Here is a 13,742-nt window from a genome sequence, read left to right as displayed (position 1 = left end):
TTAAGGAAATTTTGGCAATTTTAAGAAAGCAGAATCCTGATAGGATAAGGGTTCTGTGAAATTTGTCGTGTACAGAGTTCCAAAATAAAAACAAAAAGGCAAAGTTATATAACTTTGCCTTTTCATTTGATCAGATGATCTTAGTGGTGATGACCACCCGCACCGTGTACGTGACCGTGATCTAATTCTTCTTGAGAAGCTTCACGGATTTCAACGATTTCAACTTCAAAAGTTAAATCTTGACCAGCAAGTGGGAAGTTTGCATCTACAACAACGTTGTCACCTTCAACCGCTTTTACAGTTACAATTTGAACGCCATCATCAGTTTGCGCTTGGAATTGCATACCAGGTTGGATGTTGTCTACACCTTGGAACATTTGTGCAGGAACTTCTTGAACTAGGTCTGGGTTGTATTCGCCATAACCTTCAGCAGCAGGTACGTTTACAGTAAATTTTTCGCCTACTGTTTTACCTTCTAACGCTTTTTCTAAACCAGGGATGATGTTACCTGCACCATGCAAATAGGCAAGTGGTTCACCTTGAGATTTGTCGAGAGTTTCGCCCTCTGCGTTAGTCAATGTGTAGTGGAAAGAAACCACGAGGTCATTTGCAATAGCAGTCATGTTATTGATCCATTCAATTTTTTAAGGGTACATCATAAAGTGAAATGTGGAATTTGTTATAGACATTTCTGCAAATTCTTCACTTTTCCAAGTTTTTTATGACATTTTTTAATTAATAAGGGCAAAGTTTATTATTTCAATGCAAAAATATGCAAGTCTGCAAATTTTTACGGTTTTTCGCTGCAACTGATTCTGCCAGCTTTTTGTAATGTGTAGATGACAATAGAAAAGATGGGGCATGGCCCATCTTCACTATATTAAAATTTAGTGATGCTTTGGTTCTAGCCCAGAGAAGTGTGTTGATCTTCTGTAGTTTGCTGCCCAAAGAAATTAAACAAGTTTCCAAACCACATCATAATACGTTCAAAAATATTGGCTTCTGCAATTTGCACTTGTTCTTCAATTGCAAAGCTATTAATCAATTGATTATTTTGATAGACATGCACCGTTGCTAACTTCATAACTTGCTCAAGCGGGGCTGTCAGTAACTTTTCTGACAACTCAATGTTCAAGTGGGTTTGAGTCCGTTGAGCGGGCTCAATACTATGTAACAGGCCATCTGCTGTTGCCATTTGTAGACGCAAAGTGTTTTGGTCAAATGCTGCTAAATCAATCGCATCCGCACGTTCGTATAAAGATGTTGTCACAAACTTTGGTTGGCTGCTTTCAATTTTAAACATGCGTAATGTCGATTTTACGACAGGAAGTTCAGCAATCATTTGTTTAGGTTTAATTGCAAGCTCGTTACGGGTGTAGCTATAGGCTAAATTTAACAATTTATGCGCGACTTCTGCACGTTTTTGAACGCTTTTGGTGCCCATGACCACTACCACTAAACGACGTTCAGGTGCATCGCTGTCTAATGTTGGGCGGTTTGCGGTTAAAGCAAGGTTATATCCCGCTGCTTTGGTATAACCTGTTTTTAAACCATCTACACTTGGGTCTTGTTTTAATAAAATATTGGTCGCACGGTGATAGTGCTGATTGTAGGTAAAACTGGTCTGTTTAGAGTAGATCAAATAATCAGGTGTTTCGGTCACAATGGCTTGTGCCAAACGGGCCATATCTGCCGCAGAAGAATAATGGTTTGGCATGGTTACACCAGATGGATTCTGAAACAGTGTGTCTTGCATGCCCAGCGCTTGCGCTTCCTGATTCATTCGAGCAATAAACTGCGGTACACCACCTGCAACACGCTCACCCAAAGTCAGCGCAGCATCATTGGCAGACATAATAATTAGCCCAGCCAACAATTGATCTACCGAAATTTGTTCACCTGCTTTTAAGTACATTTGTGATTCATCCCACATCACTTGCTGTACCACAGGTGTTGCGGTCAAAATTTCATGCTTGTTTAATTTACCTGCCTGAATATCTTTCAGCACAATATAGGAGACCATCATTTTGGTCAGTGACGCAGGCGCACGTTGTACGTGGCTATTGTGCTCTGCAATGATTTGTCCAGATTGTGGGTCTAAAATTGCCCAAGCTTCGGCTTCAACACTTTCGGCTTGGATATTCAATAATGCGGCATGTGTGATTGCGCTGCAAAGCCAGCAGAGTAGCGCAATCAGATAAATAACACGTTTCAAAGAAGTTCCTTATGTACACCAGTCCGTTGGTGCTGTAATGGTGTCTAAACAGTAAAATCGGTGTCGAGTGACTTAGGCATGCTATGCTTTTTTTTGCCGAATGACTAGCCAAAAATACCCACAAATCAGGCGATGACGCATCAATTGCTAAAAAAATGTTAAGCTTGTGGCCAAGTTCTTATTTATACATTTTGTATTGCCCATTATGTTGCATTATCAAATCGAATTTGACGATTATCGTCAGCATCTTATGCATGTCACCGTGCGTTTTTTGGCTAATCCTACTCAGGTTTTATCATTACCCACTTGGATTCCAGGCAGTTATTTAATTCGTGAATTTTCAAAACATATTGAGTCGGTGCGTGCTTATGATGAGGCGGGGCGCATCCTCAAAATTCAGAAATTTGCAAAGAATAAATGGCGTTTGTTCAATACCGACCATGAATTGATTACGGTGGAATATGATGTTTATGCCTATGATTTGTCGGTGCGTGGCGCTTATGTCGATCAGACCCGTTTATATGTCAATCCTGCCTGTGCTTGTTTGGGCTTAGATGGTCAGGAAGATAAAGCAGTTGAAGTCGAATTATTTTTACCAGATGAATTAAAGCATTTTCAACTTGCGACAGGTTTGGCTGCAAAAAGTTTGGTGAAAGGGCGGTATACCTTAAAAGCCAAAAATTATGCAGAATTGATTGATGCGCCATTTGAATTGGCAGAACAAACCCGTTTTAGTTTTAGCGCAGCAGATATTCCACATGAATTTGTGGTATCGGGCAAACACGCGATGAACGCTGTGCGTATGCAGCAAGATATTGAAAAAATCTGCGCTACACAAATTGCTATGTTTGGTTCTGCGCCATTTGAAAACTATACCTTTATGACCATGGCAACAGGCAATAGTTATGGTGGTTTGGAGCATCCAAACAGTACTAGCCTGATTACACCACGTGATGATTTACCTAAAGCCAATGAGCCTGAACAACCATCTAAAGATTATCAGCGCTTTTTAGGCTTGTGTAGTCATGAGTATTTCCATAGTTGGTTAGTCAAATTCATTCGCCCTGAAAACTTTGTTAATTATGACTTGAATCAAGAAGGCTATACCTCACTGTTATGGATTTTTGAAGGTTTTACTTCTTATTACGATGACTTGTTATTATTGCGCAGTGGCGTGATTGATCAGGCAGCGTATTTAGAATTACTTAAAGCACAAATTGATCGCTATTTACAAAACCCAGGGCGTGCGATTCAAACTGTGGCAGAATCAAGTTTTGATGCATGGGTGAAGTTCTATCGTCAGGATGAAAACTCGAACCATGCAGGAACCAGCTACTATAACAAAGGCTGTTTGGTTGCTTTGTGCTTAGATTTGGGCTTGCGTTTACGTGGTTCAAGTTTAGATGCCTTAATGCAGAAATTATATGCCAATGCGCAACAGGGCATTCAAGTGCATGAGCGTACAATTTTTGAGTTATGTAAAGAGTTGACAGGAGATGATTGGTCAGAGCAAATCCATCATTTAATCAACACGACAGATGAATTGCCTTTAGATCAGTTATTGCCTGAATTTGGTATTCAGTATCAGCTTAAGCAGGACAAGTCTTTGCCATTTGGTCTGAAACTGACAGATAAGCCTGAAGGGGTGTTGGTCCAAGCTGCGCGTCGTGAAGGTGCGGCTGCAAAAGCAGGGCTTTCTGCACATGACGTGATTGTTGCGATAGATGGTTTAAAAGCTACGACAAAGTCGCTTGAGCAATATGCTAAACAAGATGCAGCTTATACTGTTCATGCTTTCCGCCGTGATGAGTTGATGACCTTTAAAGTGAATGCTGCACAGACTGAATTACATGAAGTTGAATTAAAACTGCAAGATCAGGCGAAAGTGGAATTGTGGTTAAAAGGTTGATTTGAAGTTAATTTTAAAATTCTGCAATAATAAAATGGATGCTTTGGCATCCATTTTTTGTGTTGAGCTAATGCGGCACTCAAGCATTAACGCGCCCGACGTCCACGGCTTTTGGTATTTGGGCGTGTTGTACCATTGGTCTTACGACGTGGTTTTTCACCTTCTTCCATTTGCCAAATACGTGGCGTACCAGATTTTTTCTTAGGCGTACCATCTTTATTTTTCTTTTGATGCATTGGCTTGCCGCCCGTACCACCTGGTTTTTTCACATAAGAACGCGAGCGATATGGCTCTGCCGCAGGGACATCTTTAAAGTCAGGATACAACAACGGTTCAATTTCTTTGGTTTCACCAGGTTGCAAGCCAAGTTGTACCAAGTCGATTGAACCTATTTTAGTACGAATCAAACGCAGGGTTGGAAAACCAACAGCAGCAGTCATGCGGCGTACTTGACGGTTGCGTCCTTCGCAAATTGAGATTTCAACCCAAGAGGTCGGAACAGAAGCACGGAAACGGACAGGTGGATCACGCTCCCATAACCATTCTGGTTCATCTACTTTGTGTGCTTGTGCAGGTAAAGTCATACCATCTTTAAGCTCTACACCTTTGCGTAGTTGTGCTAAAGCTTCTTCTGTGACATCACCTTCGACTTGTACCAAGTAGGTTTTGTATTTTTTATTGGCAGGGTTGGTAATAAACTGATTTAAGCCGCCATGATCGGTTAGGAATACCAAGCCTTCCGAATCCATATCTAAACGCCCTGCTAAACGTAAGTCAGGGTCGTCTACAAAAGCAGACATGGTGAGGTGTTTTTCATCCTCACGGAATTGAGAGAGAACGTCATATGGCTTGTTCAGGATGACGATTTTCATAAGAAATGCTTCTTTAAATTCAACAAATTGGAGATAAAGTGAGTTGTCTAAAATGAGGAAAATATTATTTCCCAATTAAAACTCAAATAAAGTGGGTTTGGATGTCGCTATTATGCGATAAGAACAACAGAAAGTATTGCATATTGGCAATTATTTTTAGTGTGTGCATTTAAAATTACAGAAACAGGCTAGGCATCTATAGTGCATAAAATTAAGATAAAACTGATATGAATAAAAATTAGGATGTTATGCAACAAGGTCGTTGGTGCTTAAAACTCTCACTTATCTTCTCAATGTTGGCTTTGCTTAGTGCATGTCAGCCACCTGTGTCTGGTGAATCTGCAGGAATTCAAACCCCGTATTTATACTGGAAATTGCAACAAACTGAACTGGCTGGGACTCCATTACAAATTCCCGTGAAAGGAGTAAATATAGGTCAAATACAAGATACATGGGGTGCAGCCCGCAGCGAAGGCCGTAAGCATCAGGGGACTGATATTTTTGCAGCGCGTGGTACAGCCGTCATTGCTGCGACAGATGGCATTGTGCATAAAATTGGTTTAGACCGTTTGGGTGGTAAAGTTGTTTGGATTACAGGGCCTGCATTAAGCCAGCATTATTATGCGCACCTTGATGATTATGCCGAACACATTCAAGCGGGAGATTGGGTACAGGCTGGAGAAGTCATTGGTTTTGTTGGCACAACAGGCAATGCCCAAAACACACCACCACATTTGCATTATGGCATTTATGTACGTGAGCAAGGAGCAGTGAATCCTTATCCATATTTACAGGCAAGTGCACGTTAATTTCAGATCAAATATTGTGTAAATATCAAATCTTTTAACCATTTCCGTTTCAAGCCTATTTATATTAGGTCGATGCTATCTTTTTTAGGACAAACCGTTTAGCCATGAAAATTTATCAAGTCGATGCTTTTAGCCATACATTATTTAAAGGCAATCCTGCTGCAGTTGTATTACTTGATACATGGTTAGACGATGACTTGATGCAACATATTGCACAGGAAAATAATCTATCAGAAACCGCATTTGTGAAAATGTTGGATGCTGAAAACTTTGAAATCCGCTGGTTTAGCCCGACCACCGAAGTTGATTTTTGTGGACATGCGACGCTTGCAAGTAGCTTTGTCATATTTAAGGACTATACCGCTGCCAAAACCATTCAATTTCATGTGAAAAATTTGGGTATTTTTACGGTACATCAACAGCCAGATGGCAAAATCTGCATGAATTTTCCAATCCGTCGTGCCAAGTTAGTCAAGGAATATCCTGCAGTTTTGCGACAGGCACTGAGCAAGCCATTTAAAAATGTATATCTGAATGCGCAAGCTTATATTGTGGAATATGAATCTGTGCAAGATGTACTAGACGAGCAGCCGAATCTAGAATTATTAAAACAGCTTGGACAGTTACGAACTGCTTTAACTGCCGCATGTTCAAGTGTTGATGTTGCAATTACAGCATCTTCACAAGCCGATTATGACTGTGTTTCACGTTATTTTGCGCCCGTCATGGGTATTCCTGAAGACCCTGTAACAGGTTCGATTCATACAGCAATTGCCCCGCTTTGGGCAGAACTATTAGGGAAAACTGAATTGGTGGCTTATCAGGCTTCACAACGTGGTGGGGTGTTGTATTGCTGTGTGCTAGACCATGAGCGCATTGAAATTTCAGGTTATGCCCAGTTATATCTACAGGGTGAAATTATGCTTTAAGTCCAATTTGGCAGTGTGTTGGTTGTTTGATTTAAATCCTGAATTTTGCAAATTTTTACTGTTTAAAGAAGTACATCTTGTTAAGCTGTTTTGGCAAAAATGCGTGATGACTGTGCGCTGTAGCAGTCAAAAATAAAATGAAATTTATCGGAAAAATAATGTTGCTACGTTTGAAAACCTTGAGCTTGTCTTTATGTGTGTTAGCATTTAATGGTGTGGTTTTTGCCCAGCCTGTTTTAGTTAAATCAAAACAAGATATACAAGAATATCAACTAGATAATGGTTTACGTGTCATTCTTGCACCTAATCAAAAAGAAAACAAAGTCTTTATGAATATGGTGTATTTGACAGGATCACTCAATGACCCACAAGGCAAAGGTGGTTTAGCACATTTATTAGAGCACTTGGCGTTTAAAGGTACAAAAAATGTGCCCGAAGAGGAGTTTCAGCGCCGTCTAGATCAACACAGCTTAATGCACAATGCCAGCACGGATTATTACTCGACCAAATATACCAATATCATTCGTCCTGAAACACGTGCAGTTAATGAAATGATTTTTCTAGAAGCTGAACGTATGGACAAACTGGTGCTGCAAGAAAAATACGTACCTGCTGAAATTGCGATCGTGAAACGCGAACGTGAAGTACGTATGGATCAGCCATTTTCAGTTTTGTTGGATCAGGTGTGGAAATCGGCCTATGGGAATCAGTATTTTGGACGCTTACCGATTGGTGATTTAAATGAACTGCAATCCATTAAAATGCAGGAATTGAACCAGTTTTATCGGACTTGGTATGCACCGAATAATGCTGTTTTGGTTATGACAGGTAAGTTTGATCAGACTGCTGTGTTAAAGCAAATTGATCAGCATTTTAGTCCAATTGCAGCACGTCAAATTCCAAAGCAGGTGCAAGTTCCGTTATTGGACAGCAAAAAAATTCAGCCACGCAATTTTGTCGTACAAAAGGGCAGTCAACTGGCAAAATTTAATTTGTATTTAAATGGCAAGGACGAAAAGTTAAAAACCGCTTTGGTGTTGTCGCCTTATTTGCATACCTTACAGCCGAGCGGACATTTATATCAAAATCTTGTGGAAACAGGTACAAGCACCATGGTGCAATCTAGCACATGGCTAGATCAAGATTTTAATTTAGTGCTGATGGGGGCATTGTATGCGCCAAATCACGACGCTAAACAAGTACAAGCTAGTTTGAATAAGAGCATCGAGCAGGCCAAGAATTTTGATGCAGCAGAATTACAACGGGTTAAAAACCTGATTCAAAATCAAGCTGATAGTGTTATGAATGATGCAGTAGCTTTGGGCGGTCGCTTGAGTGATTATGCGGTGGCTTATCAGGGGGACTGGACGCAGTATTGGCGTGATTTACAAGATATTCAGCAGTTAAATGTAGATGAGTTGAATCGACATTTAAAACAGTTTTTTACCGCAGAACATCGGGTCATTGGCGAAATTCAACCCACACCTGAAGATCAAAAACAGGCACTTACAGCGAAAAATAATTCAAGCGTTGCTAAAACTTTAGATCAGCAAGATGCACCTGTTATCCCTTTAAAAGATGTGCAAAGTTATCAGCACGAAGTTGCAGAGTATGTGCAAAAATCCAAACAGTCTTTGATTAAAAATGAAAAAAAGATTCTGCGTGGAAGTTTAAAAAATGGGGCCAAGTATGCATTATTTCCAACAGCGACCCGTGATGATAAAACCTATGCCGCTATTTCAGTCAATTTAGGTACGGCTCAGACTTTATTTAAGCAAGGTGAAATTCTAGATTTAACCGCATATTTATTGCTACGGGCTTCACAGGAACATAGTTTGCAAGACATTGCAGATCAATCCATTGCCGCAGGCGGTTCAGCTTTTGCCCAAGCCGATGCCAATAGTATGCATATCCAAATTGTGGCAAAAAAAGAAAAATTTGATGAATTTTTTAACTTTGTTTTAGATGTGATGCAAGCCCCAAGCTTTGAACAAAGTCAGTTCGATTTAATACGCTCACAAAGTCTATCGAGTTTAGAACGACCTTATACCGAGCCTGAAACTGTAGCGGCGTTGACCATGGCACGTTTAATCGAAATTTACCCAAAGGGCGATTTACGCTATCACTTTGAACCAGAGTTTGCCAAACAGCAATTACAAGCTGCGACACAGGTACAAGTACAGCAGTTGTATCGTCAGTTTTTTGCTATGGATCATGCCCATATTGCGATTACAGGGGAGTTCGACCCGAAATCGATGCAGAAGCTATTGAGCAAGCGTTTAGGGCAGTGGCGAAGTCATCAGCCATATCAACGCCTAGATTCGGCATACACGGCATATCCTGCACAAAAGTTGCATGTATTGGCAGAACAACGTGAATTTGGTAGTTATCAGAGTCTACTGACTTTACCTTTGGGCGTGAATCATCCAGACACACCTGCCATGATGGTGCTGAGTTATATTTTAGGTGAATCACAATTGTCTTCTCGTTTGGCACAAGAGTTACGTGAAAAAAATGCTTTGGTCTATGGTTTTAACAGTGGCTTGAGTCTAAGTGAGTTTGAGCAATCGGGTGCGCTAAGTATTTCGGCACAGTATAGTGCAGGCAAGTCGGCTCAAGTATCGCAAGCTGTTCATAAGGTGTTGATGGACTTGCGCCGTGATGGTGTTACGCTGCAAGAAGTTGAAGCAGCAAAAGCAGATATTCTAAAAAAACGTGTTACGGCTTTGGAGGATGAACGCAGTATCCACCGTATGTTGGTGCCGCAATTAGAACAAGGGCGTGATCTATTGTTCCGTGAACGCCGTGATCAGGCTTTGGCCAAACTCAGTAAAGCTGATGTGGATGCTGTGATTCAAAAATATTTAAATTTGGAACATTTACTGGAAGTGGCGGCAGATCAATACGGTCAAGTGCAAGCAGATATGGTCACACCCAAAGCTGCACAGAAATAAGATTCAATCTAGTATTTAACAGGCACATAAAAAGCGCATCAACTTCGATGCGCTTTTTTTTTCTTGAAGTTTGATTGGAGCGTTTTGAAAAGCTGTTTCACGGCTTTATAAGCGGTAAAACTGTTTAGCGTTATGATGAAACACTTGTTGCAAAGCATTTGGATGATATGCAGCAACAATATCGCTAGTTGCATCAATTAAATTGACCAAAGAGGTACTGACTCGATCCATAGGGAAGTTTGAGGCAAACATTAACCTATACATACCAAAGCTTTGCAAAGCATGCTGAATGAGTGGTGCGGTCAAATCTATAATTTCCTGTTTCGATGCTTCACGTTTTTGTGGGTGAAATTGGTGCCCCAAAACAGGCATGAATAAGCCTGATATTTTGCTGTAAACATTTGGACAATGTGCTAATTCTGCAATATCTTCCTGCCAGCGGAACAGGATATTTTCCCGTGCAGTTTTTGTCACACCTGTGTGATGGCCCACCTGTCCAAACAGTCCAGCAGGTGTGCCCAAATGGTCAAGTACAATGGATGTTTCAGGAAACTGTTTGGCCAGTGCCAAGACATCACTCAGTTGGGTCGAATATGTCCATGCATCAAAACTTAAATTGTATTGTGCCAAGACTTCAAAGCCTTTTAGAAACTTTTTATTTCGATACAAATTAGGTTCATCTGCCCATGCAAAAATCCCACGATCTTCATGCACTGCAGCCATTTTGCGAATACCACAAAAATGCGGTGAAGCTTTATGATGCAGTTTTAGAATTTTCTTAAAATTTGGGTCACGCGGGTCTGCGGCAGCCACAATTGCACCCAAGGCGAAACCATTATTTTTAAAATCTAGGCGTTCTATAAACTCCGTTTCACCAACCACACCTTTGCTTTTATGATCGTGCCAGTTGGCTTCAATATGCACGACTTTTTCGGCAGGATAAAAGCCTAAATCACGTGCATAGTGTTCAGGTAAATAGGCTGAAGTAACGTGTTCTGTGCGTCCCAATGTTTCAATCAGCGCTTTGGGTTTAATCAAGCGGATGGTTTTATCGAGTAAATTGGGATGTTTCCCCAAAAGTTTTACCGCCAATCTTGCGCTGTGTGGCGTGTTATACGGGTCCCATTGGTGAATATGCGCATCAATGAGTGCAAATCCTAGATTCTGCATAATCATCCTTTTTTATAACGCTGTTATTTCACTATTCAAAGCCATCACGTTGCAAAAGGGAAGGGTATTGATCGAAAAACTACAAATTGGAAAACTAGCGCATTAAAAAAGCCCCATAGGGCTTTTATGCAGAACTTAATGTTCGTGATCGTGTGAATGATCATGTTTATTGGTATGAAACTCTTCGTTATGACGGAAGCGCAAATAGTTTTCAAACTGTTCGCAGTATTCGTCGTAGTTATCTTCTAGCATCATTTGAAATTGCTGCAAAATATACGACATCACCTGATCTTTGGCATCGCGCATTTCATTGCCATCTTTAAAGTTATTGGCAGCGACCCAAGTATTAAAACGCGCTGTAGCGAACAACATGGCAGCACTGACCTGACCACGAATTTCAGCGGGTTTTACTGTAGAGCCTTTTTCAAAGTGACAAAAGCCATTCGCCTGTTTAATAAATTCATCGGCACGTTCAAAAAAAGCGGCATTTAATGCTTCTTCTTCGGTTACATCGGTTGCTTCAATCTTTTGAACCATGAACTTTTCCTAAGCTAAGAATTTAGATGCCTCATTATAGGCAAAGCCTTGCAGAAACAAAACCTTTGCCTTAATCTAAAAATAGCCTAAGTAAGATTGGAGCGGGTCATGCAAGATGCAATTGCAGTACAAAGTTTAAAAAGTGATATTGCCTTATTACGTCAAAATATTTGGCCACCTGCACAGCTTGCACATGTAGAAGGGCTGCCTATTTACTATGGAACTGCTGCCGAAGTTGCACATTATTATGGGCAGTGGACGGGGTTAATTGAGCGTGCTCAGGATTTATTCCAGCCTTTTATGCAAGATGAAGTAATCGATGCCATTCATTTGCCTAGCCATTTAAATTTACCGTTGTTTTATTTTCATGTAGATCGAATTCGGGTGAATAAAACCCGTGCTAAAGAGTCTAAAACTTTTCGGGGGATTGCCAGTCTAATTGAAAAATGTGGGCAATTTGAACCATCTGAAATTCAGGCCATGCAGCGCTGGTTAGATAGTGATGATACAGCAGCACTGGTAGCACATCGTGAGTTTATTGATTTGCGCACTTACGTGTTTCAACATGGGCAAAGTGACTATACTCGTACCCGTTTTTATGTGAATGGTATTGTTTTAAGTGTAGAGCCGCATTTTGAACTGGTTGATGCTCGTGACAAGCCACGTAAACAGCGCAGTGACAGCTATCAAGACCCTTTAGCCGATAATCAGACTTGGAAAGTATTTGGTAAGTATCGTTAGAAGGTATGGGGTATTGATTAAATCTTGTGGTAATAAATGTGATTCAAAAATGATCACAAAACCATTTAGCTCAACACAATCCTAATGACTGTGTTGAGCTATTTATTTATCAAAACTGAACAATCAGCTATGACCAAAATGGTTCGCTTTGCGCAAATTGTTGTAAATCTTGCTCGGCCTGCACGGAAATGTGACGTTCTTCTGATGCAATCCAACCCAATACAAACCACGTTTTGGGTTCAGTTTGAGCGTGGCTTTCGTATAAACCTTGTGCCACCATCAAATCATTAAAATGTCCTAAAGTTTCCTGTAACGGTTTTAGGGTTTTTAAATATGTTTTGACTTCGTTTTCTGCAAATAGACTGCTGACAAATTCAACTGTATAACGCAAGCGTTTGACTCGTTTACGGGTACGGTGCTTGGTTTCTACATCAAATTGTTGGAAATGACCTGCATCTTCACAAATCTGTTGATGCATTTTTTGCAGTCGTTTACGCAAAATTTTCTTGATTGGTTTTTGCTCAGGGTCTTCAGCAGCCGAAGCATGGCTAAAGCTGATCAATTGTAAAAGTAAGAGTGTGGTTGTGGGTGAGCGGAAAATCGCATCAATCGCAATATTTTCATTGGCCGCAGGTGGTAATTCTGTAATTGGCGAACCAGCACTTTCAAGTTGTGGAATCAGGCTTTCACGCAAGGCATCTTGATCGCGGGTGGAGCCTAATTGCTGAAACAGGGTGGCCAATTGGCTTTCCCAGTTTTGATTGGCCAGCGCATCGTATTCAGCAAAGATTTTAAAGGCACTGCGTAAACGGCGGATAGCGACACGCGCTTGGTGCACATGCCCACTGGCATAATCTTGACTGGCAATGGCGGTTGCATTCGGTAGTAAATGTGCCAAACAATTTTGGGTAATTTGTGCCAACAGTGCGTGCATATTTTCTGGATGTTCCAGTTGTAAAGCACTTTGCTGTTGCACAGGAATCATACTTTCATTGTTATGCAGCATATTGCCACGTTGTGATTTACTGCGTGTATCGAGCCACAAATGGTACTTCTTAATCCAAGGCTGAATATAGGCAATTAAATCTGCAATCTCACCTTGTTTGAGTTCAAACTCAACTTCGTAAATTTCTACCGATTGTTTGCCTTGGCGGATTTCACCTAAGTCAAAAGCAACTTCAATTTGACTGTTTTTATAATGTGCCAATTGGCTGTAGCGCAAAACATCGGTTTCAAATTGCAGGGTTAAATTCGCATTTGAACCATCCAATGCTTTTTTCAAAATCTTTCTGGCTTGTTTATGGTTTTCATAACATGCCAAGTCGCATTGTTCAGGTGCTTCGTATCCTAATTCATGCTCTAGCTCAAAGCGTTCATAATGTTGTGGACTGGGTGCTTTTAGAGTCTGACGCCAAATATCACCCTCTAAACGCTGACGCAGTGCAATGCGCTGCTTGGCCAAGTGCTGTTCAGGGCTATCATAATATTTAGCCCATAAGCGTTGTTGCTGAACCAGTTTGTTCTTTTTAAATGCTTTTTCAAATGCGGCACGATAAGTAGACGGAATTTGAAACTTTAATTCTATTTCAGACATCGGGAACACCCT

At 40.7% G+C, this 13,742-nt stretch carries 11 protein-coding genes; 5 read left to right on the top strand and 6 right to left on the bottom strand.

Going from position 1 to position 13,742, the window contains the following annotated elements:
- Positions 1–140: 140 nt before the first annotated feature.
- Both slyD and HHA43_RS10340 read right to left on the bottom strand, forming a co-directional pair.
- Positions 141–623 (bottom strand): peptidylprolyl isomerase, encoded by a 483-nt coding sequence (slyD, locus tag HHA43_RS10345; protein ID WP_168417977.1) that lies wholly within the window; start codon positions 621–623, stop codon positions 141–143.
- Between the two features lie 281 nt (positions 624–904).
- On the bottom strand, positions 905–2,215 hold the full coding sequence (locus HHA43_RS10340; RefSeq protein ID WP_168461332.1) for a D-alanyl-D-alanine carboxypeptidase family protein: 1,311 nt from the start codon (positions 2,213–2,215) through the stop codon (positions 905–907).
- A gap of 205 nt (positions 2,216–2,420) precedes the next feature.
- Here HHA43_RS10340 and HHA43_RS10335 point away from each other — a divergent pair, with 205 nt between their 5' ends.
- Entirely contained in the window at positions 2,421–4,124 is a 1,704-nt protein-coding gene (locus HHA43_RS10335) for a M61 family metallopeptidase (RefSeq protein ID WP_168461333.1), read from the top strand.
- Positions 4,125–4,210: 86 nt separating this feature from the next.
- On the opposite strand, the gene HHA43_RS10330 is transcribed toward HHA43_RS10335, so the two are convergent.
- Complete coding sequence (locus HHA43_RS10330) at positions 4,211–4,996, bottom strand: rRNA large subunit pseudouridine synthase E (protein ID WP_168417974.1); 786 nt, start codon at positions 4,994–4,996, stop codon at positions 4,211–4,213.
- A gap of 248 nt (positions 4,997–5,244) precedes the next feature.
- Between HHA43_RS10330 and HHA43_RS10325 the strand changes: the two genes are divergently transcribed.
- The 3 genes from HHA43_RS10325 to HHA43_RS10315 all read left to right on the top strand — a co-directional run bounded on the left by HHA43_RS10325 (position 5,245) and on the right by HHA43_RS10315 (position 9,688).
- The gene (locus HHA43_RS10325) at positions 5,245–5,805 is read left to right on the top strand and encodes a M23 family metallopeptidase (RefSeq protein ID WP_168417973.1); all 561 of its coding nucleotides are present in this window, start codon (positions 5,245–5,247) and stop codon (positions 5,803–5,805) included.
- Positions 5,806–5,909: 104 nt separating this feature from the next.
- On the top strand, positions 5,910–6,734 hold the full coding sequence (locus HHA43_RS10320; RefSeq protein ID WP_168461335.1) for a PhzF family phenazine biosynthesis protein: 825 nt from the start codon (positions 5,910–5,912) through the stop codon (positions 6,732–6,734).
- A 158-nt stretch (positions 6,735–6,892) separates the two neighbouring features.
- The gene (locus HHA43_RS10315; RefSeq protein WP_168461337.1) at positions 6,893–9,688 is read left to right on the top strand and encodes a M16 family metallopeptidase; all 2,796 of its coding nucleotides are present in this window, start codon (positions 6,893–6,895) and stop codon (positions 9,686–9,688) included.
- Between the two features lie 105 nt (positions 9,689–9,793).
- Here HHA43_RS10315 and HHA43_RS10310 read toward each other — a convergent pair whose 3' ends face one another.
- Positions 9,794–10,858 (bottom strand): amidohydrolase family protein, encoded by a 1,065-nt coding sequence (locus HHA43_RS10310; protein ID WP_168461339.1) that lies wholly within the window; start codon positions 10,856–10,858, stop codon positions 9,794–9,796.
- Between the two features lie 135 nt (positions 10,859–10,993).
- On the bottom strand, positions 10,994–11,395 hold the full coding sequence (locus tag HHA43_RS10305) for a DUF3144 domain-containing protein (RefSeq protein WP_019836689.1): 402 nt from the start codon (positions 11,393–11,395) through the stop codon (positions 10,994–10,996).
- Positions 11,396–11,503: 108 nt separating this feature from the next.
- Here HHA43_RS10305 and HHA43_RS10300 point away from each other — a divergent pair, with 108 nt between their 5' ends.
- Positions 11,504–12,136, top strand: coding sequence for a hypothetical protein (locus HHA43_RS10300; protein WP_168417969.1), 633 nt, complete (start codon positions 11,504–11,506; stop codon positions 12,134–12,136).
- A 127-nt stretch (positions 12,137–12,263) separates the two neighbouring features.
- Here the strand turns inward: HHA43_RS10300 and HHA43_RS10295 are convergent, their stop codons facing one another.
- A complete protein-coding gene (locus HHA43_RS10295) occupies positions 12,264–13,730 on the bottom strand; it encodes a CHAD domain-containing protein (protein ID WP_168461341.1) in 1,467 nt (488 codons plus the stop codon).
- Positions 13,731–13,742 lie beyond the last annotated feature (12 nt).

The sequence above is a fragment of the Acinetobacter sp. A2 genome (genome assembly GCF_012371325.1).
Lineage (GTDB): Bacteria > Pseudomonadota > Gammaproteobacteria > Pseudomonadales > Moraxellaceae > Acinetobacter.
The sequence above is the reverse complement of the archived record's forward strand: the minus strand, read 5'-3'. Positions and strand labels throughout refer to the sequence as shown.

Bases quoted from the DNA above. Each gene is read 5' to 3' on its own strand.
- slyD (WP_168417977.1), bottom strand. From the start codon at position 623: ATGACTGCTATTGCAAATGACCTCGTGGTTTCTTTCCACTACACATTG.
- HHA43_RS10335 (WP_168461333.1), top strand. From the start codon at position 2,421: ATGTTGCATTATCAAATCGAATTTGACGATTATCGTCAGCATCTTATG.
- HHA43_RS10330 (WP_168417974.1), bottom strand. From the start codon at position 4,996: ATGAAAATCGTCATCCTGAACAAGCCATATGACGTTCTCTCTCAATTC.
- HHA43_RS10325 (WP_168417973.1), top strand. From the start codon at position 5,245: ATGCAACAAGGTCGTTGGTGCTTAAAACTCTCACTTATCTTCTCAATG.
- HHA43_RS10320 (WP_168461335.1), top strand. From the start codon at position 5,910: ATGAAAATTTATCAAGTCGATGCTTTTAGCCATACATTATTTAAAGGC.
- HHA43_RS10315 (WP_168461337.1), top strand. From the start codon at position 6,893: ATGTTGCTACGTTTGAAAACCTTGAGCTTGTCTTTATGTGTGTTAGCA.
- HHA43_RS10310 (WP_168461339.1), bottom strand. From the start codon at position 10,858: ATGCAGAATCTAGGATTTGCACTCATTGATGCGCATATTCACCAATGG.
- HHA43_RS10305 (WP_019836689.1), bottom strand. From the start codon at position 11,395: ATGGTTCAAAAGATTGAAGCAACCGATGTAACCGAAGAAGAAGCATTA.
- HHA43_RS10300 (WP_168417969.1), top strand. From the start codon at position 11,504: ATGCAAGATGCAATTGCAGTACAAAGTTTAAAAAGTGATATTGCCTTA.
- HHA43_RS10295 (WP_168461341.1), bottom strand. From the start codon at position 13,730: ATGTCTGAAATAGAATTAAAGTTTCAAATTCCGTCTACTTATCGTGCC.